Annotated in this window: 20 protein-coding genes; 7 read left to right on the forward strand and 13 right to left on the reverse strand. The window is 72.1% G+C overall.

Annotated features, from left to right (window positions below; translation table 11 throughout):
- Positions 1 to 94 precede the first annotated feature (94 nt).
- Entirely contained in the window at positions 95 to 1,465 is a 1,371-nt protein-coding gene (locus ACH4S8_RS30445) for a glutamine synthetase family protein (protein WP_398399620.1), read from the reverse strand.
- A gap of 76 nt (positions 1,466 to 1,541) precedes the next feature.
- Here ACH4S8_RS30445 and ACH4S8_RS30450 point away from each other — a divergent pair, with 76 nt between their 5' ends.
- Together ACH4S8_RS30450 and ACH4S8_RS30455 are read left to right on the forward strand one after the other, a co-directional pair.
- A complete protein-coding gene (locus ACH4S8_RS30450) occupies positions 1,542 to 2,279 on the forward strand; it encodes a FadR/GntR family transcriptional regulator (protein WP_398399622.1) in 738 nt (245 codons plus the stop codon).
- Positions 2,280 to 2,432: 153 nt separating this feature from the next.
- Positions 2,433 to 3,113, forward strand: a complete 681-nt coding sequence (locus ACH4S8_RS30455) for a gamma-glutamyl-gamma-aminobutyrate hydrolase family protein (RefSeq protein WP_398399624.1) — start codon at positions 2,433 to 2,435, stop codon at positions 3,111 to 3,113.
- A gap of 224 nt (positions 3,114 to 3,337) precedes the next feature.
- Here the strand turns inward: ACH4S8_RS30455 and ACH4S8_RS30460 are convergent, their stop codons facing one another.
- Positions 3,338 to 4,261 (reverse strand): LysR family transcriptional regulator, encoded by a 924-nt coding sequence (locus tag ACH4S8_RS30460; RefSeq protein WP_398399627.1) that lies wholly within the window; start codon positions 4,259 to 4,261, stop codon positions 3,338 to 3,340.
- A gap of 70 nt (positions 4,262 to 4,331) precedes the next feature.
- On the opposite strand from ACH4S8_RS30460, the gene ACH4S8_RS30465 reads away from it, so the two are divergent.
- Positions 4,332 to 5,483, forward strand: coding sequence for a TDT family transporter (locus ACH4S8_RS30465; RefSeq protein ID WP_398399629.1), 1,152 nt, complete (start codon positions 4,332 to 4,334; stop codon positions 5,481 to 5,483).
- 73 nt (positions 5,484 to 5,556) lie between these two features.
- Here the strand turns inward: ACH4S8_RS30465 and ACH4S8_RS30470 are convergent, their stop codons facing one another.
- The 3 genes from ACH4S8_RS30470 to ACH4S8_RS30480 form a co-directional block, all read right to left on the reverse strand.
- On the reverse strand, positions 5,557 to 7,080 hold the full coding sequence (locus ACH4S8_RS30470; RefSeq protein WP_398399631.1) for a hypothetical protein: 1,524 nt from the start codon (positions 7,078 to 7,080) through the stop codon (positions 5,557 to 5,559).
- A 131-nt stretch (positions 7,081 to 7,211) separates the two neighbouring features.
- A complete protein-coding gene (locus tag ACH4S8_RS30475; protein WP_398399633.1) occupies positions 7,212 to 7,937 on the reverse strand; it encodes a helical backbone metal receptor in 726 nt (241 codons plus the stop codon).
- A gap of 102 nt (positions 7,938 to 8,039) precedes the next feature.
- Positions 8,040 to 8,621 (reverse strand): helix-turn-helix domain-containing protein, encoded by a 582-nt coding sequence (locus tag ACH4S8_RS30480; RefSeq protein WP_398399635.1) that lies wholly within the window; start codon positions 8,619 to 8,621, stop codon positions 8,040 to 8,042.
- Positions 8,622 to 9,256: 635 nt separating this feature from the next.
- Between ACH4S8_RS30480 and ACH4S8_RS30485 the strand changes: the two genes are divergently transcribed.
- Together ACH4S8_RS30485 and ACH4S8_RS30490 are read left to right on the forward strand one after the other, a co-directional pair.
- Positions 9,257 to 10,195: a 5'-3' exonuclease H3TH domain-containing protein gene (locus tag ACH4S8_RS30485; RefSeq protein WP_398399756.1), complete on the forward strand. Its 939-nt coding sequence runs from the start codon at positions 9,257 to 9,259 to the stop codon at positions 10,193 to 10,195.
- Positions 10,196 to 10,296: 101 nt separating this feature from the next.
- Positions 10,297 to 11,133: a siderophore-interacting protein gene (locus tag ACH4S8_RS30490; protein ID WP_398399637.1), complete on the forward strand. Its 837-nt coding sequence runs from the start codon at positions 10,297 to 10,299 to the stop codon at positions 11,131 to 11,133.
- 146 nt (positions 11,134 to 11,279) lie between these two features.
- Here ACH4S8_RS30490 and ACH4S8_RS30495 read toward each other — a convergent pair whose 3' ends face one another.
- From ACH4S8_RS30495 to ACH4S8_RS30505, 3 genes are all read right to left on the reverse strand, one after another.
- A complete protein-coding gene (locus tag ACH4S8_RS30495) occupies positions 11,280 to 12,056 on the reverse strand; it encodes an ABC transporter permease (protein WP_398399639.1) in 777 nt (258 codons plus the stop codon).
- Positions 12,053 to 13,069 carry an ATP-binding cassette domain-containing protein gene (locus ACH4S8_RS30500; protein WP_398399641.1) on the reverse strand — a complete coding sequence of 339 codons (1,017 nt, stop codon included), beginning with the start codon at positions 13,067 to 13,069 and terminating at the stop codon, positions 12,053 to 12,055. Before ACH4S8_RS30500 ends, ACH4S8_RS30495 begins: the two co-directional genes overlap by 4 nt.
- Positions 13,070 to 13,296: 227 nt before the next feature.
- Entirely contained in the window at positions 13,297 to 13,938 is a 642-nt protein-coding gene (locus tag ACH4S8_RS30505; protein WP_398399643.1) for a PadR family transcriptional regulator, read from the reverse strand.
- 255 nt (positions 13,939 to 14,193) lie between these two features.
- Between ACH4S8_RS30505 and ACH4S8_RS30510 the strand changes: the two genes are divergently transcribed.
- Positions 14,194 to 15,744, forward strand: a complete 1,551-nt coding sequence (locus ACH4S8_RS30510; RefSeq protein ID WP_398399645.1) for an amino acid permease — start codon at positions 14,194 to 14,196, stop codon at positions 15,742 to 15,744.
- A gap of 3 nt (positions 15,745 to 15,747) precedes the next feature.
- Positions 15,748 to 16,707: an RluA family pseudouridine synthase gene (locus ACH4S8_RS30515; protein WP_398399647.1), complete on the forward strand. Its 960-nt coding sequence runs from the start codon at positions 15,748 to 15,750 to the stop codon at positions 16,705 to 16,707.
- Here ACH4S8_RS30515 and ACH4S8_RS30520 read toward each other — a convergent pair.
- The 5 genes from ACH4S8_RS30520 to ACH4S8_RS30540 all read right to left on the reverse strand — a co-directional run bounded on the left by ACH4S8_RS30520 (position 16,701) and on the right by ACH4S8_RS30540 (position 21,317).
- Entirely contained in the window at positions 16,701 to 18,200 is a 1,500-nt protein-coding gene (locus ACH4S8_RS30520) for a cytochrome P450 (protein WP_398399649.1), read from the reverse strand. The two genes, ACH4S8_RS30515 and ACH4S8_RS30520, sit on opposite strands and share 7 nt — an antisense overlap.
- 76 nt (positions 18,201 to 18,276) lie before the next feature.
- Positions 18,277 to 18,897, reverse strand: a complete 621-nt coding sequence (locus ACH4S8_RS30525) for a GTP-binding protein (protein WP_398399651.1) — start codon at positions 18,895 to 18,897, stop codon at positions 18,277 to 18,279.
- Positions 18,878 to 19,327 carry a DUF742 domain-containing protein gene (locus ACH4S8_RS30530; RefSeq protein ID WP_398399653.1) on the reverse strand — a complete coding sequence of 150 codons (450 nt, stop codon included), beginning with the start codon at positions 19,325 to 19,327 and terminating at the stop codon, positions 18,878 to 18,880. The genes ACH4S8_RS30525 and ACH4S8_RS30530 overlap by 20 nt, the downstream gene beginning before the upstream one ends.
- Complete coding sequence (locus tag ACH4S8_RS30535) at positions 19,324 to 19,731, reverse strand: roadblock/LC7 domain-containing protein (protein WP_398399655.1); 408 nt, start codon at positions 19,729 to 19,731, stop codon at positions 19,324 to 19,326. Before ACH4S8_RS30535 ends, ACH4S8_RS30530 begins: the two co-directional genes overlap by 4 nt.
- Positions 19,728 to 21,317: a sensor histidine kinase gene (locus ACH4S8_RS30540; RefSeq protein WP_398399657.1), complete on the reverse strand. Its 1,590-nt coding sequence runs from the start codon at positions 21,315 to 21,317 to the stop codon at positions 19,728 to 19,730. The genes ACH4S8_RS30535 and ACH4S8_RS30540 overlap by 4 nt, the downstream gene beginning before the upstream one ends.
- Between the last annotated feature and the right edge of the window lie 111 nt (positions 21,318 to 21,428).

Raw genomic sequence — 21,428 nt, forward strand, 5'->3', positions numbered from 1 at the left:
AGTTCGTGGCCGTACGGAGGTGAGGCGTACGGGTGCGACGTGTCCGGGTGCGGCTCGTCCGGGTGCGATGCGTGGGGGTGCGGCAAAGGGGTCCTCACAGGCGTTCGAAGGAGCGGCGCAGCTCCCAGTCGGTCACCGCGGCGTCGAAGGCCTCCAGCTCGACGCGCGCCATGTTGCGGTAGTGCTCGACCACCTCGTCGCCGAAGGCGGCCCGGGCGATCGGGCTGTTCTCCCAGAGCTCGGCGGCCTCGCGCAGCGTGGTGGGGACGTGCGCGTACGCGGCGGCGTAGGCGTTGCCCGGGCACGCCTCGGGCAGCTCCAGCTTCCGCTCCATGCCGTACAGTCCGGCCGCCACGAGTCCGGCGACGGCCAGATGCGGATTGACGTCGCCGCCGGGCAGCCGGTTCTCGAAGCGCGTGGAGCGGCCGTGGCCGACGACCCGGAGCGCGCAGGTGCGGTTGTCATGCCCCCAGGCGACCGCGGTCGGGGCGAAGGACCCGGGCTGGAACCGCTTGTACGAGTTGATGTTGGGCGCGTACAGGAGGGAGAAGTCGCGCAGGGCGGCCAGCTGTCCGGCGAGGAAGTGGCGCATCACCTCCGACATGCCGCCCGGGTCCTCGGCGGAACCGGCCATCACGTTGGTGCCGTCGGCGTCGGCCAGGGAGAGGTGGATGTGGCAGGAGTTGCCCTCGCGCTCGTTGTACTTCGCCATGAAGGTGAGCGAGACGCCCTCCTGGGAGGCGATCTCCTTGGCGCCGGTCTTGTAGATCGCGTGCTGGTCGCAGGTGACGAGGGCCTCGTCGTACCGGAAGGCGATCTCGTGCTGGCCGGGGTTGCACTCGCCCTTGGCGGACTCGACGGTGAGGCCGGCGGCCTGCATCTCGTTGCGGATGCGGCGCAGCAGGGGCTCGACGCGTCCGGTCCCGAGGACGGAGTAGTCGATGTTGTACTGGTTGGCCGGGGTGAGCCCCCGGTAGCCGCTGTCCCAGGCCTGCTCGTAGGTGTCCCGGAAGACGATGAACTCCAGCTCGGTGCCCACCTGGGCGGTGTAGCCGAGCGCGGCGAGGCGCTCCAGCTGGCGGCGCAGGATCTGGCGGGGCGCGGCCACCACGGGGGAGCCGTCGTTCCAGGCGAGGTCGGCGATGAGCAGGGCGGTGCCCTCGCTCCACGGGACGCGCCGCAGGGTACCGAGGTCCGGGTGCAGGGCGAAGTCGCCGTAGCCGCGGTCCCAGGAGGACATGGCGTATCCGTCGACGGTGTTCATGTCGGTGTCGACGGCGAGGAGGTAGTTGCAGCCCTCCGTGCCGTGTTCCAGGACCTCGTCGAGGAAGAAGGCCGCGGCGAACCGCTTGCCCTGGAGGCGCCCCTGCATGTCGGGGAAGGCCAGGACGACCGTGTCGATGTCACCGGCCTCGACGAGGACGCGCAGTTCGTCGACGGTCAGCGGGGGTGTGCGGTCTGCCACCGGAAGTTCCTCCTTGGTCAGCCGAGGGCCATAAGGTATTGCGGAGAACCATTGCTTGGGAAGGGGGCGCGACCTGATGACACGGGCGGAATCCGGCCGTGGGACCGGCGACCGGCTGACGCCGGTGCTGCGGCCGGTGCGGGCGGGCAACGGCTTCGAGGAAGCACTGGAACAGATCCTCCAGATCGTCTGGCTCGGCCTGGTACCGGGCGGTGAACGGCTGCCCGCGGAACGGGAGTTGGCGGAGCGGCTCGGCATCAGCCGGGTGACGCTGCGCGAGGTCCTGAAGGTGCTCCAGGACCAGGGTCTGGTCGAGTCACGGCGCGGACGCTACGGCGGCACCTTCGTGCTGGCGCGCACCGACACACCGGGCGAGCACGAACTGCGCCGCCGGGTCGCCGCGGTCGACATCGAGGACGTACTGCGGTTCCGCGAGGTCCTGGAGGTGGGCGCGGCCGGGCTGTGCGCGACGCACGGGCTCGACGCGGAGCGGGGCGCGCGACTGCGCGAGGCGCTGGAGCGGACGAACGACGCCCCGCTCGCCGACTACCGGCGCCTGGACACCATGTTCCACCTCACCCTCGCCGAGCTGTGCGGTTCCCCCTCCCTCGCCGCGCGGTACGCGGCCGTCCGCGCCGGCGTCAACGACCTGCTCGACTGCATCCCGCTCCTCGTCCGCAACCTGGAGCACTCGCAGCGCCAGCACACCGCCCTCGTCGAGGCGGTTCTCGACGGGGACGCGGACGGGGCGCGGGAGATCATGCGGGAGCACTGTGCGGGCACGGCGGCGCTGCTGCGGGGTTTCCTGGCATGAGCGGGACCGGCATGAGCAGGACCGGCATGAGCGGGATGTGACGCGCGGGGCCCGTGCGTTCCGCTCCCCCGTCCAGCAAAGGTATGAGAGGTTTCCATTGACGCCGTTGATGGTCACGGGCGTCGTGGCGACCCGGATCCGAGGGAGTAGCACGTGGGCAGGCCGCTGGTCGGTGTGAGTACGTATCTGGAGACCGGGGCGCGCTGGGGCGTGTGGGAGCTGGAGGCCGCGCTGCTGCCGGCCGGCTATCCACGGCTCGTGCAGCGGGCCGGCGGGCTCGCCGTGATGCTGCCGCCGGACGATCCGGCCCTGGCGCGGGAGACCGTCGCCCGTCTCGACGCGGTGGTCGTCGCGGGCGGACCCGACGTCGACCCCGCCCGGTACGGCGCCGAGCGCTCCCCGCGTACGGGCCCGCCCGCCCCCGAGCGCGACGCCTGGGAACTCGCCCTGATCCGGGCCGCGTTGGACTCCGGCACCCCGCTGCTCGGCATCTGTCGGGGGCACCAGCTCCTGAACGTGGCTTTCGGCGGCACTCTCGTCCAGCACCTCGACGGGCACGTGAAGGACATCGGCGTCGTCGGACACCACGAGGTGACCCCCGTCGCGGGGACGCGGTACGCCGGTCTCGTACCGGAGCCGTGCTCCGTGCCGACGTACCACCATCAGGCGGTGGACCGCCTCGGGGACGGGCTCACGGTCTGCGCCCACGCGGCGGACGGCACCGTGGAGGCGGTCGAACTCCCCGGCCCCGCCTGGGTGCTGGGAGTCCAGTGGCACCCGGAGATGGGCGACGACCTGCGGGTGATGCGGGGCCTGGTCGCGGCGGCGACCTGAGCATCCCGGGTCCCGCACCGACGTTTCCCGCCCCTCCGCCCCTGCCCGTCCCGAACCTGGGGGCTGCCGCCCCCGGACCCCCGCTTCGGCCTGGACGGCCTCGTCCTCAAGCGCCGGACGGGCTGAGAATCAGCCCCTCCGGCGTTTGAGGAGCGGGAGTCCGGGGGCAGCGCCCCCGGGTTCGGGACGGGCAGGGGCGGAGGGGGCGAAAGAAAGCTGTACCGCTACGCCCCCCGCGTCAGGGACAGCAGGTCGCGGGCCGGCCCCGTGGGGCGGTGCCCCGTCGGCCAGACGGCCCGCAGGGCACGGGTGAGCCGCACGTCGGCGAGCGGGATGCCCACCAGGCGGTGGGCGGACAGCTCCTCCCCGAGGGCGAGTTCGCTCAGGACGGCGGGTCCCGCACCGCTGACGGCGGAGGCCTTGACCGCCGTCGTCGAGGACAGCTCGATGAGCGGGCGGGCGAGCCCGCCGAGCGCGGAGTCGAGGACCTGACGGGTGCCCGACCCCTCCTCGCGCAGGATGAGCGGCGTGGCCGCCAGCTCGGCCGCCGCCAGGGGCGCGCGGCGGCGCGCCCAGGGATGCCCGGGCGCCGTCACCACGATCAGCCGGTCGTGCGCGATGACGGTGGCGTCGAGACCGGAGGGCACCGAGAGCCCCTCGACGAACCCGAGGTCCGCCTCACCCGTCAGCAGCCGCTCGGCGACGGCGGCGGAGTTCCCGGCGAGCAGCGACACGGCCGTGTCGGGCCGCTGTGCGCGCAGCGCGATCAGCCAGCCGGGCAGCAGATACTCGGCGATGGTCATGCTCGCGGCCACCCGCAGCCGCGAGTCGCGCCGGTCGCGCAGGGCCTGCGCCCCGGCGTCGAACGCCTCGGCCGCGTCCACCACCCGCCGGGCCCAGTCCGTGACGAGCGCCCCCTCACGAGTGAGCCGGGACCCGCGCGGTGAACGGTCGACGAGCGCCACCCCGAGCAGCCGCTCCATGGAACGGATCCGGCTGCTGGCCGCCGGCTGCGTGATCCCCACTTCCCGTGCGGCGCGCCCGAGGCTGCCGAGGCGTGCCACCGCCAGCAGCAGTTCCAGCGCGCCCAGATCGGGCACCCGGTGCGCGATCCCGCTGCCGGGCCGACTCTCAGCACTGCTGCTCATAAACCCAGCTTATGTCGTCATAGGCGCGGACTCCCTGGTGGGGAGCCCACGGCGGCGCGACCGTGATGTCATGGTCACCGCAGCCCAGCCCTTGTCCGCCCATCAGGCGGGAACCGTCCCCGACACGAAGACCCCCCGTGTCCCGGGAAACCGCGTCGTCGCGGGAGTCCGGCACCTCGGCCCGAACTGGTACGCCTCCGTGATGGGCACCGCGATCGTGGCCACGGCGGGAGCCGGGCTCCCCGCGGACGTGCCGGGCCTGCGCACCGCCTGCACGATCGTGTGGGCCCTCTCGCTCACCCTGCTGGTGGCGCTGCTCGCCGCCCGCGCCCTGCACTGGGCGTACCACCGCGACCAGGCCCGCGCCCACCTCCTCGACCCGGCGATGGCCCCCTTCTACGGCTGCCTCTCGATGGCCCTGCTCGCCGTGGGCGGTGGCACCCTCCTGGTCGGCCGGGACTGGATCGGGACACCGGCGGCCCTCGCCGTGGACACCGTCCTGTTCACCGCCGGGACGGTGATCGGACTCGTCGCCGCCGTGGCCGTCCCGTACCTCATGGTCGTACGGCATCGCATCGAACCCGGACAGGCCTCCCCCGTGTGGCTGCTGCCCATCGTCGCTCCCATGGTGTCGGCCGCCGTCGGCCCCCTCCTCGTTCCCCACCTGCCGGCCGGACAGCCCCGGGAGACCCTGCTCCTCGCCTGTGCCGCGATGTTCGGGATCAGTCTGGTGGCCACCTTCGTGATGCTGCCGATGATCTTCGCGCGGCTCGTCACCGCGGGTCCGCTGCCGCTCGCGCTCACCCCGACGCTGTTCCTCGTGCTCGGCCCGCTGGGCCAGTCGACGACCGCGGTGGGCAAGTTCGCGGACGCCGCCCCCGGCGTGGTGCCCGCCCCCTACGACCAGGGTTTCGCGCTCCTCGCCGTCCTCTACGGCGTCCCCGTGCTGGGCTTCGCGATGCTGTGGCTCGCGCTGGCCGTCGCGATGGTCGTACGGGCCCGCCGTCAGGGCATGGGTTTCGCGATGACCTGGTGGGCGTTCACCTTCCCCGTGGGCACCTGCGTGACCGGCGCGGAGGGCCTGGCCCGCCACACCGGTCTGGCCGCCTTCGAGGTACTCGCCGTCGCCCTGTACGCCCTGCTGGTGACCGCCTGGTCGGTGGCCGCGGTCCGGACGGCCCACGGCCTGTTCGACGGCAGACTGCTCGCAGGACCGCGCTGAGATCGGCCTCCTGAAGCTGTCGTCCCCGGTCCTTCCTCGCGGACCGGGGACGTGGCATGCCCCTCGCCCCCGGTCACGGACGGGGCTCCTGGGAACGGTCCGGCCGAGGGGTCCGGGCGGCGCGCAGGCAGGCGGCGGCCTCCCGCGTGAGGGTGTCGGCGGGCCATCCGGCGAGAGTGGTCAGCGCGACGCGGCGCGCTTCGGGCGTGCCGCCGGTGAGTGCGGACCGCAGCAGGGGCCAGCCGTGTTCGGGGTGGTGTCGCAGGAAGTGCGCGAACAGCAGGAGAGCATGGTCGCGTTCGGGTCGGGGGGTGACGGCGAGCCGTCGTTCGGCCAGGCCGAGGACGTGTGCGGCGTGCCGGCGGTCGCTGCCGCGCAGCGCGTGGACCCACGTCGGGTCGAGCAGGGACGGTCCGGTTTCCAGACGCGCCAGGACCTGGGCCGTCGGGTCCAGGCGCAGGACGTCGGCAGGTCGCAGAGCGCGGTGGAAGTCGGGGCGCCGGGGGTCGGCGAGGTGTTCCAGGACGAGCGCACGCCACCGGGGTTCGTGGAGCAGTCCTTCGTAGCGGGCTGTCAGGTACTCGATGTCGACGGGCGCCCAGGGCAGCTCCCGGGGCGGGTGGCGGAAGAACATCGCGATGCCGATCAGGTCGAGGAGCCTGGTGATGGTGGGCGTCCGGGTCCGGACCAGGTCGGCGTAGCGGCGCAGCACGGGTACGGCGTGCGCGTAGTCGGCCAGTCCGGGTGCGGGACCTCCCTGGCCGTGGGCCATCGCGGCCAGGATGCCCCCGCCGCCGCCGAGGAGCCGGGTGTCGACGTGAGGGTGGCTCAGTGCGTCGCGCAGGTCGCCGGTGGTCGCCGCGAGGTGGGCGAGGTACTCGTCCATGACGGTGTTGCGGAAGCCCTCACGCAGCAGCCACGCCCTGATACGGGGATCGGTGGTGTCGCGCAGCGTTCGGACCGCCTGGATGCGTCCCCAGCCGGAGACCCGTCGGGCGAGCGCGTGGACGGCCGGGTCCGGGTCGGGCTGGGAGCGGTGGAGTGCGACGGCCGCGTAGAGGGTGAGTTCGTCCAGGGTGCCGAGCAGGAGCAGCAGTTCCCGGTCGCGCACGTCCCCGCCCAGCCCCAGGAGCACCAGGCCGATCTTGACCGGGGCCCGGTGGGTACCGTGCTCCGCCAGCTGCCGGCCCAGTCGGCGCAGGCCCTCGGACGGCAGACCACGGCGGCGGACCTCGGCACCGAGCTCGTCGGCGACGTCGATCGGCGAGCACGTGGTGAGGCGGTCGTGGAGACCCCTGAGCCTCTCGCCGCCGAGGCCGGACTCCTTCGCCCGCAGCAGGTGTTCGAGGTGGTCGGCGAGTTCGACACCGGTGGGAGGCGCGGCACCGTCGCCGTCCGGCGTACGCCGGACCAGGGCGTCTTCACCTCCGCCGACGAAGACGAAGGAAGCGCCGCCCGGGCGTGCGTCGGGAAGCGGATCGCCGCATCCGGGCCACGGACCAGGACCGTATCGACGGCGGAGGGTCCGTGCGTGGTCGAGAAGGGTGGGCCCGGCACCGACGGTCTCGCCGTCGCGCACCCACCGCGAGCCGGTCAACGACCGGAGGGCCGACTGCCCTTTCGTGTGGTCATGCCGTGGATGGTCCCCGACACGGCCCGCCCCGGCAACCGACATTCGGACGGCACCCCCTCACCGGCCGCCTCGGCTCTCGACGAACCGAGGTCCGTCTACATCCGGCGACGGGCTGCTCGCAGCGCTTCGCCGAGTCGCGCCGGGGCCTCGGCGAGCGAGGGGCCGTACCAGGTCAGCAGACGGCCGTCGACCAGGGCGCAGGGCGTTGCCGGGAAGGCCTCGGGGCCGTCGTCGGGGGTGAAGCGGTACGGCTCGTCGGGGAGCACCACGAGGTCCGCGCCCGCCGCGTTCAGCTCGGCGACGGGGACGCGGGGGTAGCGGTCCCCGTGGTGGGCGTACGCGTTGTCGACGCCCAGCCTCGCCAGGACGTCCCCCGCGAAGGTGTCCCGGCCCAGCACCATCCAGGGCCGCCGCCAGACCGGCACGATCGCGGTCCTGCGGCGGGCCGGAGCGGCCGGCTCGGCCCACGCGGCCTCCGCCGCGTCCAGCCAGTGCGGCCGACCGCGGGCCCCGCAGGCGGCGAGCACCCGGTCCAGTTCGCGAAAGGCCCCCGGCACGTCCCGTACCTCGGTGACCAGGACCTCGATCCCCGCCTCCCGCAGGGCGGCCAGATCGGGCTCCCGGTTCTCCTCCTCGTTGGCGACGACGAGATCGGGGGCGAGCCGTACGACGGCGTCGACGTCGGGGTTCTTGGTACCGCCGATCCGGACGACGTCCAGGTCGGCCGGGTGGCTGCACCAGTCGGTCGCGCCGACCAGGACGGCGGGCACCGACACGGCCACCGCCTCCGTCAGCGAGGGAACGAGGGACACCACCCGCATACCCGTCCGCCTCTCCCGCACCGTTCCTGTGTCCTGCCGCCCTCTCCCCTGCCATCCTCTCGCGGCACCGGCCTCGGACGCGCTCGTCGCCGCCCGCGCCGCTCAGCGCTTGCCGAAGGTGTGCGGGTCCTCCACCGCGTCGATGTGGTCGGCGACCTCGACGACGACCACCCGGGTGTCCGGCACGGTGGCGCGCCAGCGGTGCCGGACACCGCCTGTCAGGTACAGCGTGTCGCCCCGTCCCAGCCGATGGGCGCGCCCCTCCGCCTCGACCTCGACTCCGCCGTCGGCGACGTACATCAACTTGTCGTTGCGGTGCTGGAGTTCGCGCGCCTCTTCGTGATCCCCGGTGAACTCGGTGGCGTGCAGCTGGTGGTGACCGCGCACCAGGGGGCGTGCGTGGGATCCGGGAGCGAACTCGGCCCCGGCGTCCGCGCGCACGACGTCGACACTGCACGCCGGGTCGGCGGCGGCGAGCAGGTCGGCGGCCGTGGTGCCGAGGGCGTCGGCGACCCGCTCCAGGGAACTTCTGCTGGGCCGCGCCCGCTCGTTCTCCACCTGGCTGAGAAAGGGCACCGACAGGCCGCTGCGTTCGGCCACGACGGCGAGGGTGAGCCGCAGTGCCCGGCGCCGTCGCCGTACGGCCGCGCCCACCCGAAGGGGCTGTTCTTTGTGGTCGCCCATCGCTCCGGCTCCCTCCCTCGCGGCGTCGGTCCGCGAACCGCCCGGTTTTCCGGCCCGCTGCTTCTGCTGAGTTGTTTGCACCCTACGCATGTTCGGCAAACCGTTTCATGGACCCGTCACATCGCTGTCACTTCGAGGGAGTGTGAGGGTTACAGTTCGCGCCACCGCGCGAGCCGTCGCGCGCCCGGCGCCGCCGCCTCCTCGCACGGGACGAAAGGGCCGATCACGAGGGCGGGACAGCGCCCGGGGCCCGTCGGAGGCCCGCAAGAGTCCTGAAGTCCGCTTACCCGGCGCACAGTTGGCGCTTCGAGTCACGTCGGGGCGCACGGTGGACGTCACGTTCGGGCGCACCCCCGGGCACGGGGCTGATGTGCGGCGGGGCGGCGGGGCGCCGCCCGGGGACGGCCGGCAGGACGGAGCCGCGGGTCCTCCGCCGCGGCCGGACCCCGCCGGGAGAGTGCGGTCATCGGCCCGGCACGGTTGTCCGGATCTCTCTCGTACGCCAGTACGCGGCCACCGGCGCCGTCGCCCGCGCGTGCGGACCGGCGCCCGCGCGGGCCGGAAAAGCGTCCGCCCGGGCTTGCGCGGAGCGGACACGGGAGTGGTCCAGGTCACTGTCAGTGGCGTACGGCATGATGCGGAGCGTGACTCTGCAGACGCGACGACTCATGCTTCTCGACACCGCCTCGCTGTACTTCCGCGCCTATTTCGGCATGCCGGAGTCCGTGAAGGCCCCGGACGGCACACCGGTGAACGCCGTGCGCGGACTGCTGGAGTTCATCGACCGCCTGGTCAGGGACCACCGCCCGGACGACCTGGTGGCCTGCATGGACGCGGACTGGCGTCCGCAGTGGCGGGTCGACCTGATCCCGTCGTACAAGGCGCACCGGGTCGCGGTGGAGACCGAGACCGGCCCGGACCAGGAGGAGGTGCCGGACACGCTCTCGCCGCAGGTGCCCGTCATCGAGGAGGTCCTGGACGCGCTGGGCATCGCCCGCGTGGGGGTCGAGGGGTACGAGGCGGACGACGTGATCGGCACGTTCACCGGACGCGCCGCCGGCCCGGTCGACATCGTCACCGGCGACCGCGACCTGTACCAGCTCGTCGACGACGAGCGGGGGGTGCGCGTGCTGTACCCGCTCAAGGGCGTCGGCACGCTCCAGCTCACCGACGAGGCCTGGCTGCGCGAGAAGTACGGCGTGGACGGTCCGGGGTACGCGGATCTGGCGCTGCTGCGCGGCGACCCGAGCGACGGGCTGCCCGGGGTGCCCGGCATCGGGGAGAAGACGGCCGCCAAGCTGCTCGCCGAGTTCGGCGACCTGGCCGGGATCATGGCCGCGGTGGACGATCCGAAGGCCAGGCTGACGCCCTCGCAGCGCAAGCGGCTCGACGAGTCGCGCCCGTACATCGCCGTGGCGCCGACCGTCGTCAAGGTGGCCGGGGACGTGCCGCTCCCCGAGACGGACACGGCGCTGCCGCACGCTCCGCGCCACCCTGCCGCGCTCGACGAGCTGGCCGCGCGCTGGGGCCTGGGCGGCTCACTGGACCGGCTGCTGACGACACTGCAGGCATAGTTGAACGCTTATGACACGACGGATACCCATTCATGCATAGGTATCGCAGAGGAAGGGGTGCTAACTTAGGTAAGCCTAAGCATGCGAATCAGGAGGCAGTCATGGCAGAGCGCCCGGAACGCAAGCCCCGGAAGCCCCACTCGGCGAAGGTCGTGCGGACCGAGCGGCTGACTCCCCACATGCAACGGGTGGTGCTGGGAGGCGACACCCTGGCGGACTTCGCCACGAGCGGCAGAACCGACCACTACGTGAAGCTGCTGTTCGGCCCCGCGGGCGTCGACTATCCCGAGCCCTTCGACCTGGAGCGCGTCCGCGAGGAGTTCCCGCGCGAGCAGTGGCCGGTGACACGGACGTACACCGTGCGCGCCTGGGACCCCGAAGCGCGCGAGCTGACACTGGACTTCGTGGTGCACGGGGACGAGGGGCTCGCCGGGCCGTGGGCCCTTCGGGCGCAGCCGGGCGAGGTCGTCCGGTTCATGGGGCCCGGTGGCGCCTACGCGCCCGACACGAGCGCCGACTGGCATCTGTTCGCCGGTGACGAGAGCGCGCTGCCCGCGATCGCCGCCGCCCTGGAGTCGCTGCCCGACGCCGCCGTCGTGCGCGCCTTCGTCGAGGTCTCCGGACCCGAGGAGGAGCAGAAGATCGATTCCGACGCGGAGGTCGTCTGGGTGCACCGCGGTGACCGGCCCGTCGGCACGGCCCTGGTGGAGGCCGTACGAGCGCTGGAGTTCCCGGCGGGCCGGGTGCACGCGTTCGTGCACGGCGAGGCGGGCTTCGTGAAGGAGCTGCGGGGGCTGCTGCGGGTCGAGCGCCGGATTTCGCGCGACGACCTGTCCATCTCCGGGTACTGGCGCCTCGGTCACAACGAGGACGGCTGGCAGGCGGGCAAGCGCGCGTGGAACGCCCAGGTGGAGGCGGAGCAGGAGGCGTCCGCCTGACGCCGGCCCACCGCCCCGTACGTCGTCAGGAGGCGAACCCGCGTCGCGCGGGCCGCCTCCTGACGTGTCCGTACGTGCCGTTGCGTGCGTACCGTCAGGTACGTGCCGTCGCGTACGTGCCGTTCGGCGGATGACCGCCCGGCGGGCTAGACCGAGCGCTGGTACGACCGGAACGTGCGGATCGACAGCCAGACCGCCGCCACCGCGAGCGCGAGCAGCGCGCCCGTCCGGCCGAGCACGTCACCCCAGTCGGGGTGCTCGGACATCGCCGAACGGCCCGCGACCATCGCCCAGTCGAGCGGGTTGAAGTCGGCGATGTGCCGGATCCAGCCGGGCATCTGCGACGGCGCCATGAAGGCGCTGGAGAGGAACGTCAGCGGCAGCAGCAGGAACGTGTTGATCCCGATGATCGACTCCCGCTCCCGCACCAGCATGCCCAGCGCGTTGGACAGTGCTCCGAACACCGTGCCGAGCAGGACCGAGGCGAGGACCAGGATCGCCACGCCGGCGACTCCGCCCGGGTAGTCGGCGCCCCCGGCGAGTCCGAGCAGCACGATGACGGCCGACTGCAGGGCGGTGATCAGGCCGTTGTTGACGACGTTGCCGTTCATCAGCGCGGCCCGGCTGACCGGGGTGGTCAGGAAGCGGTCGAGCGTGCCCCGCTGGATCTCCTCCAACGTGCCCATCCCGGCCCACATGTTGGAGCTGAGGGCGCTCATCACGACCACGCCCGGCACCAGGTAGTCGAGGTAGGAGGTGGTGCCGAAGCCGCCGAGCTCGACGACCTTCTTGAAGAGACTGCCGAACAGGAAGAGCCAGATCACCGGCTGGATCAGGGTGATGATCGCGTACGCGGGCTGGCGGGCGAACACCATCAGCTGTCGCTGCGTCATGTACCAGGTCTGCGAGACGGCCGTGCTCATCGGGCACCTCCGGCGAGAACGAAGGAGTCGGCGCCTTCCGCCCCGGCTTCCGAGTAACGGCGGCCCGCGTAGCGGAGATAGACGTCGTCGAGCGAGGGACGGGCGACGGTCGCGGCGGCGACCTCGACCCCGGCCCGGTCCAGGGCCCCGAGCAGGGCGGGCAGCGCGGCCCCGCCGTCGTCGGCGCGGACGCTGATCCGCCGCCCGTCGAACAGCACCTGATGCACGCCCGACAGTGAGCCGAGGGTGCCCTCCAGCAGCGCCCGGCCGGCTTCGCCGACCGCCTCGCCCAGTTCCACATGGACGGCGTCGCCGCGGAGTTCGCCCTTCAGCCCGTCCGGGGTGCCCTCGACGACGACACGGCCGCGGTCGACGATGGCGATACGCTCGGCGAGCCGGTCGGCCTCTTCCAGGTAGTGCGTGGTGAGCAGGATGGTCAGGCCCTCCTCCCCGGCGAGCCGGGCGATCTCGTCCCACATCGCGGTGCGCGCCTCGGGGTCGAGTCCGGTGGTGGGCTCGTCGAGGAAGAGCACCTCGGGGCGGTGGACCAGACCGAGCGCCACGTCCAGGCGCCGTCGCATGCCGCCCGAGTAGCCCTTGACCGGGCGCCGCGCCGCGTCGGCGAGGGTGAAGCGCTCCAGGAGTTCGTCGACCCGGCGGTCCAGGGCCGCGCCCTTCAGACCGTAGAGCCTGCCCTGGAGCCGGAGGTTCTCCCGGCCGGTCGCGACCGGGTCGGCGCCCGAGCTCTGGGCGACCACACCGATCGCGCGCCGCACCCGGTCCGGGTGGCGCAGTACGTCGTGGCCCGCGACGGTGGCGGTGCCCGAGTCGGGGCGGGCCAGGGTGGTGAGGATCTTGACCGTGGTGGACTTGCCGGCGCCGTTCGGGCCGAGGAGGCCGAAGACGGTGCCCTGCTCCACGGTGACGTCCATGCCGCTGAGCGCGGTGACGTCACCGGAATAGGTCTTGATCAGTTGACGCGCCTCGATCGCGGGCGCACGAGTGCTGCTCATGACGACTGCTCTCCCAAGTGAGCGGATGCTCGGCGTGAAGCCGAGTGGTCTCGGATTCCCGAGTGGTCTCGGGTGACGACCGAGCTGATCCGCGTGAAGAGCGCCGGGCTATCCTGGGTGTGCCGCACCTCGATCGCCTGGAACTGCCGCACGGCGGATTCAGTTCGGGGTTCGAGACCCTGGCGGGACTGGTGCAACAGTCCTGCCGGGGTCTGTTCTTCTTCGGGTCACTGCTCGAAGTGGCGTTCCTCCACGTCCTGGAACTCGGGCGGGATCTCCCCCGTCTCGTGGAAGGTCCGCCATGCCTCGACGCCGGGCAGCGTGCCGTCCCTGAGCTCCCCCAGGAAGCCCCGGACCCACTCCGCCTGCGCCTCGACCATGTGCAGCTGGTACTCGCTCTCCACGAGGAAGAGCCGGGGCAGCGTCTCGTACAGCTTCGCCAGGCCGCCGCGGGCGCTCGCGGCCTGTACCTCGAGGGAGTTGAGCCGCTCCGCGAGCAGCCGGGCGACCTCGTCCGGAGGCAGTACCCCCATGAGCGAGAGCGCGGTCTCGAAGATCGGGTACTCACGCGCCGGGACGGCCATCAGATCGGAGAGCCATTCGGTCATCTCCTCGCGCCCGGCCTCGGTGATGCCGTAGATCGTGCGCTCCGGACGGTTGCCCTGCCGCTCCACATCGGTGACCTCGACGAAGCCGTGCTTCTCCAGGTTCTGCACGACCGTGTACAGAGACCCGTAGTTGATCTTCGTGCTGCTGTCCTTGCCCTGACGGCGCAACGTCCGGGCGATCTCGTACGGATGCATCGGCTTCTGCCAGAGCGTCGTCATGACGGCGAGCGCCAGCGGGTTGCTCAGCTTGCGCCGCTTCATCGCCGTCACACCTCTCGGCTCGTCCCCGAATATCCGTAGCCGAACATATCGCGTATCAGGAGAACGCGTCAAGACACACGATGTATCGCGTTGGCGCGGCAGGCGGCGGACGTGCGGGAAATCGGGACGGCGGGCGCGTGAGGAATTGGGCCCGTCGCCGACACGGCCGCGACACGCGGGTGAAACAGGGTCTCCCTAATTTCTGTCACCCGACAGGAATCCAGATCGCCCTTCGCGCCGAAGGCAGGTGCCGCCGTGACCACCACCGCCCCCTCCGACGTACGCCCCGATCCGCCCGCGTCCTCGGACGACGGCTCCCTGACCGAGTTCGGCTACCGCCAGGAACTGCACCGCAGCCTCGGCCGGTACGCCTCGTTCGCCGCCGGGTTCTCCTTCATCTCCGTCCTCACCACGGTCTTCCAGTTCTTCGCCTTCGGGTACGCCTTCGGCGGCCCGGTCTTCTTCTGGACCTGGCCGGCCGTGTTCATCGGCCAGCTGGCGGTCGCCGCCTGCTTCGCGGAACTCGCCGCGCGCTACCCGATCTCCGGCGCGATCTACCAGTGGTCCTCACGCCTGTCGAACGCCTCCTTCGGCTGGTTCGCCGGCTGGATCATGGTGATCGGGCAGGTCGTCGTGGTGGCCGCGGCGGCGCTCGCCCTGCAGATGGTCCTGCCCGCGATCTGGTCCGGCTTCCAGCTGATCGGCGACGACCCGGCCCCGACGAGCCCCGACGGCGCCGCCAACGCGGCCGTGCTGGGTGTCGTCCTGCTCGTGCTGACCACACTGGTGAACGTCCTCGACAACCGCGTGATGTCCGCGGTCAACCGGATCGGCGTCACCGCGGAGATCATCGGCGCCGTCCTGATCATCGTGCTGCTGTTCACCCACTCCGAGCGCTCCCCCGGCATCACCTTCCACACCGGCACCGGCGGCAGCGGCCTGTTCGGGGCGCTGATGGTCGGCTCGTTCATGGCCGCGTACGTGATGATCGGCTTCGACAGCGCCGGGGAGATGAGCGAGGAGACCCACCACCCGAGGCGCACCGCGCCCCGTACGATCCTCACCGCCCTCGGCGCGGCCGGCCTGCTCGGCGGGCTCATCGTGCTCGGCGGACTGCTCGCCGCCCCGAGCCTGACCGACGGCCGCCTCGGCGTCGACGGACTGGGCTACGTCCTGACCAGCAGCCTCGGCGACGGGGTCGGCCGGGCGCTGCTCGCCGACGTGGTGGTGGCCATCGCGGTGGCGACCCTGGCGATCCAGACCGCCGCCGGCCGGATGCTCTTCTCCATGGCCCGCGACGGCCGGCTCCCGTTCTCCGGCCGGCTCGCGAAGGTCGACCCGCGCACCGGCATGCCGAGCGCCCCCGCCCTGGTCGTCGGTGTCCTCGCGGCGGCGCTGCTGCTCCTGAACTTCGCCTCCCCGGACGCGTTCCTGGCGATCGGGACCACCTGCATCGTGATGCTGTACCTCGCGTACGCGATGGTCACCGGACCGCTGCTGGTGCGAAGGCTGCGCGGACGGTTCGCCGCCGAGGGCACCGACGAGACGGGCGCCCCGCTCTTCTCCCTGGGCCGCTGGGGCGTCCCGGTCAACGCGCTCGCCCTCGTCTACGGCCTGTTCATGACGGTCAACCTGGCCTGGCCGCGCGCCGCGGTGTACGACCCGGCGGGCGGGCACTGGTACTTCCGCTGGTTCACCCTGCTGTTCCTCGCCGTGACGCTGGTCGCGGGCGCGGGGTACCGGGCGTTCGCGGCGCGGTCGGCGAAGGCGCGGGCGCCCGAGGCGGCCGAGGCCTCGTACGCTTGACCGGTGAGACGCAAGCCCCGGATCCCACCGGCTCCCCTCCCGCAGCGCCACGGGGTCGACCCCGTACGGATCAAGCTGCCGCGCGAGGGGAGCTGGGCCACCGCTCGGGCGTACCTGGTGGACCGGCTCGCGGCGGGCGACGGAGTCATCGACGCGATGATCGGCGAGGGGCTGATCGTCCGCGAGGACGGACGGCCGCTGACCGCCGGGACCGCCTACGCGCCGGGGATGTTCCTGTGGTTCCACCGGGAGCTGCCCGACGAGGAGCCGGTGCCGTTCCCGCTCGAGGTGGTGTACCGGGACGACCACATCGTCGTCGCCGACAAGCCGCACTTCCTCGCCACCACACCGCGCGGCAGCCACGTCGCGGAGACGGCCCTCGCCCGGCTGCGCCGTGACCTCGGCCTGCCGGAGCTGGGCGCGGCGCACCGTCTCGACCGGCTGACCGCGGGACTCGTGCTGTTCACCGTACGGCCCGGGGAACGCGGCGCGTACCAGTCGCTGTTCCGCGACCGGCTGGTCGGCAAGGAGTACGAGGCCGTGGCGCCGTACGACGCCGCGCTGGACCTGCCGCGCACGGTCAGCAGCCGCATCCTCAAGGAGCGCGGGGTGATGGCCGCGCGGGAGGTGGCGGGCGAGCCGAACGCGGTCACCGGGGTCGAACTGGCCGATCACCGGGACGGGTTGGGGCGCTACCGGCTGGCTCCCCGTACCGGGCAGACCCATCAGCTCCGGGTGCACATGAGCGCGCTGGGTGTGCCGATCCTCGGCGACCCGCTGTACCCGGTGGTGACCGGGCCGGTGCCGGCCGGCGACTTCCGGCGCCCGCTGCAACTGCTGGCGCGGACACTGGAGTTCACCGATCCGGTCACCGGCCGGGCCCACCGGTTCGTCAGCGGACGAACGCTGGAGGCGTGGACCTCGTACGACGCCTGGTCGGCCCGGGACACCGGGGATCAGTAGCCGCGCCACCAGCGCAGCAGGCGCTGCCAGGCTCCCGGCCGGCCGACGGGCTCGGGAGCGGCCGGGGCGGGTGCGGCCGGGGCGGGCTCGGGGGCCGTCGGCTGCGGTGCGGGCGCGGCCGGTGCCACGCCCTCGGTGGTCACCTGCCAGTGGGACCGCTGGGAGGGCAGTGCGCGCACGGCCGGCCGCTGCATGACGTCCTGCGTCGGCTTGGGCTCGAACCGGACGGGCAGATCGACGAGGTGGCGCGAGGACATGGTGCTGCGCCAGCGCAGGTCGCTCTCGTCGCAGTCGAGTTCGACGTCCGGCAGCCGCAGCAGCAGGGCGTCGACGCCGACGTCGGCGATGGCACGGCCGATGTCCTGCCCCGGGCACTCGTGCGGGCCGCCGCCGAAGGCCAGGTGGGAACGGTTGCCCTGCATGCTCGCGGCGAGGTCGGGACGGATCCGGGGGTCGACGTTGCCGGGCGCGATGCCGAACAGCAGTCCGTCGCCCTTGCGGATGCGCCGGCCGCCGAGCTCCGTGTCCTGCTTGGCGAAGTAGCCGAGGACGGCACTGAACGGCGGCTCGTTCCACAGGGACTGCTCGACCGCCTCGGGCACGGTCATCTGCCCGCCGTTGAGCTGGGCGCGGAAGCGCGGGTCGGTGAGCAGCATGCGCAGCACGTTGGCGATGAGGTTGGCGGTGGCTTCGTAGGCGGCGAGCAGGACGAGCCGCAGGTGCTGGGCCACCTCGTCGTCGGTGAGCCGGGCCGGGTGGCTGATGAGGTGGGTGGTGAAGTCGTCCTCGGGCTCGGCCCGGCGCCGCAGGGTGTGCTGGGTCAGCACGCTCATGACGTACTCGTTGCTGGCGATGGCGGTGTCGGTGCCCTTGAGCAGGTCGCGGGTGGCGTGCACCATGCGGTCGTTGTAGTCCTCGGGCATGCCGATGATCTCGCAGAGCACGGACATCGGCAGGTGCTCGGCGAACTGTCCGACCAGGTCGGCCTTGCCGAGCGGGCAGAACGCGTTGACCAGACGCTGCGTCGCGCGGTTGATGTAGCGGCGCAGGCTGCGGAAGTCGATGGTGGACATGGCGCCGGTGACGGCGCCGCGCAGCCTGAGGTGCTCGTCGCCCTCGGCATGGGAGCAGATGGGCTGCCAGGCGATGTGGGGGGCGAGCGGGTGGTCGGCTCCCGCCGTGCCGTCCTGGACGGCGGTCCACAGCCGGCTGTCGCGGGCGTAGTGCGCGGGGGTGCTGACCATGTGCAGGTTCTCGGCATGGCCGAGGACCACCCAGATCGGCACGTCGTTGTGCAGTAACACGGGTGCCACGGGGCCGTGTTCGGCGCGCAGCTTCTCGTACAGCGCGCCCAGGTCCTCGGCCTCGGGCCCGTACAGGCGACGCAGTCCGCCCGGACCGACGCCGGGCCCGACGGCGTGGGCGGGGCAGCCCGGCGGGGGGCCGAACGCGGGTTCTTCCGTACCTGCGGGGGAATGGGATTCGGTCGTCACAGTGATCGCTCCGAAGCTCAAATACGTTCTATGGATGGGCAGTTGGCGTACGGATGCCACTTTCACCGTACGGTGTTCAGCTGCGCGCCGACGTCATCGCCAGGGAATGCAGGAACCGCATCAGGGTCATCAGGGTGTCGCGGCTGGAGGCTCTGCGGCGGGCGTCGCACCGCACGATCGGGATCTCCTCGGGCAGGTCGAGCGCGGCCCGCAGGTCCTCGACGGCGTACCGGGGCGCGTCGGGGAAGTCGTTGATCGCGACGACGAACGGGACACCGCGTTCCTCCAGGCGTCCGATCACGTCGAAGCTGACCTCCAGCCGGCGGGTGTCGATCAGGACGACCGCGCCGAGCGCTCCCTCGAACAGGCCGTTCCACAGGAACCAGAAGCGCTCCTGGCCCGGAGTGCCGAACAGATAGAGCACGAGCTGGTCGGTGAGGGAGATCCGGCCGAAGTCCATGGCCACGGTGGTGGCCGTCTTGGTCTCGGATCCGTAGTTGTCGTCGACCCCGATGCCGGCCTGCGTCATGGTCTCCTCGGTCGTCAGCGGTCTGATCTCGCTGACGGAACCCACCATGGTCGTCTTGCCGACTCCGAAGCCGCCCACGATCACGATCTTGACCGCCGCCTGCGCGGTGTGCGGGAGGTGGTCCTCGGCGCGAGGGCCCGTGACGGTGTCAGAGCTTTTGAAGTCCATGCATCACCGCTTCGAGGAGGGAACGGTCGGGGAGCGCCTGACGGACGATCGGGGCGCGCGCCTGGACCAGTTCGGCCGCCAGCAGCTCGGTGAGCAGGACGGTCACCACGCTGAACGGCAGATGGAGATAGGCCGAGATCTCGGCCACGGACAGGGGGGTCCCGCACAGCCGCAGCAGCGCCGCCTGCTCCGGCTGGGTGCCGGGCGGCGGTGCGGCGGTACGGGCGACGACCAGGGTGACGAGATCGACCTCGGCCCGGTCGCCGCCCTCGCCGCCGCCCGTGAGCACGTACAGGCGCTCGGGGTTCTTCGGTCCGCCCCGGCCCTCCTCCCCCCCGGGGCCTTCGGGGTCCGCGGGGGAGGGCGGCGGTGCGGGAGGTTCCGGGGGCCGCTCCCTGGGCTGGCGTCGTCGGCGTTGCGGAGGAGTCATACGGTCTGCCCGTTGCGGCGCGGCGGACTGGTGAGATGGGCCCCGATGCGGACGACGAGGTCGCGCATGCGGTTGCTCATCAGCCCGGGTTCCGCGGTCTGGTTGGCGAGCACGGCGAGGTAGGCGTTGGGTCCCGCCGACATCAGGTAGAAGTAGCCGCCGTCGATCTCGATGATGACCATCCGCATCCGGCCGTCGCTCTTGGGGATCTCGCCCGCGACGGCTCCCGCGAGGCTCTGCAGGCCCGCGCAGGCGGCGGCGACCCGGTCGGCGGCGTCCGGGTCGCCGCCGTAGCGGGCGATGCGCAGTCCGTCGGCGGAGAGCACCACGATCTGCTGGATGCCCGGCACTCCGTCGGCGAGATCCTTGAGCATCCAGTCGAAGTTCGCTCGCTGCTGGATCACTTGAGGTCCCCCTCGTCGTCGGCCTCTGCAGGGGCCGGCTGGTTGTCCGTGCTGAATGCGGTCGGGTCCGGGTCGCCCTTGAGGCCGTTCATGAACGCCTCGACCCACAGCCCGGGTTCGGGCTCCTTCTCCTGCGGCGCGGGATCGGCCTCCCACGAGACGGCGGCTCCGGCGGCCTCGGCCGCCTCCTGCTCGGCGCGCGCCTCGGCGTACCGCCGGCTGAGCGGGACCTTCATCCGGCTGCGCCGCTGCGGAAGACCGTTCGGCGTCCATTCCGTGACGACCGGGACGTCGTCGTCCTCGCGGAGGTCGGCGCTCGACGAGGGGATGCGGGGGCCGGTGGTGGGCTTGCGCTTCTTGGGCTTGCGCGCCGGGCCCTCGACACCGCCGTTGTCGATGCCGGCCACGGAGCTGGCCCCGACGCCGTGCGCGAAACCGGGGGCGAAGTCGGTGGTGAGCATGTCGCGCGGTGCGACGAGGACGGCGCGGACACCGCCGTACGCGGACTGCCGCAGCGAGACCTGCATGCTGTACATCTGCGCGAGCCGTCCGACGACGGCCATGCCGAGCCGGGGCGCCTGGCCCATGGTGTTCGGGTCGACACCCGCCGCGGCCAGCCGGAGCAGTTCCTCGATCCTGCCGCGGGCCTCGTCGCTGAGGCTGACGCCGCCGTCCTCGATCTCGATGGCGATGCCGGTCTGCACCTCGATGGCGGTGACGTGCACCTTGGTGTGCGGCGGCGAGTACCGGGTGGCGTTGTCCATGAGCTCGGCCAGGGCGTGGATGAGCGGCTCGACGGAGACGCCGTCGACGGCGATGTCGACGATGTTGTGCAGCTCGATGCGCCGGTACTCCAGGATGCGCGACATCGCGCCGCGCAGCACGCTGAACAGCGGTACGGGTTCGGGCCACTGGCGTCCGGGACGGCCGCCGCCGAGCACGGCGATGGAGTCGGCGAGCCGGCCGATCAGCGCGGTGCCGTGGTCGATGCGCAGCAGGTCGTCGAAGACCTCGGGGTTGCGCCCGTGGTCCTCCTCCATCTCGCGCAGTTCGTTGTTCTGCTGGTGGACGATGGCCTGGACGCGCCGGGCGATGTTGACGAAGGAGCGCTGGGCCGCGTCGCGCATCGACTCCTCGGCGTCGATGATCTTGAGCAGTTTCTTCAGCAGGTCCTTCTGGGACTCGGGGATCTCGTGGAAGCCGGGGGTGTCGCGCCCCAGGGTGCGGACGACCTCCGAGGGAGAGTCCCCGTCGTGCAGCCGGTCGATCGCGTACGGCAGGACCTCCCGGGTGAAGCGCACGATCTCCTGGTCGTGCGCGGCAATGCGCTGCTCCAGGGAGGCGGTGCGGCGCGCGAGGTCGGTGCGCAGCTCTCGGGCGACGCGACCGCGGCGGACGGCTTCACCGCCGACCGCGACGACCAGCAGCGTGGCGAAGCCGCCGCACAGGGCCACCGCGCCCCGGGCCGACTCCGTCACCAAGGCGACGGCGGCGCCGGTCGCCACCGCCATCAGGACGGCCGGCAGCAACAGCACGCGCGCGTAGGGAAGTTCACTGCCACCGGGAGGCGATTGAACACTCACCATGTATGCCCTCTGAGACAAGTCGGCTGGGGGTGGGGGAGATTTGTGGGGGAAACGGCATGGATCGGCATGAGCCAAACCAGATCTTCGGAACTTTTGGGAACAAGCGCACGA

Source organism: Streptomyces sp. NPDC021080 (assembly GCF_044333225.1).
In the GTDB taxonomy this organism is placed as follows: Bacteria; Actinomycetota; Actinomycetes; order Streptomycetales; family Streptomycetaceae; genus Streptomyces.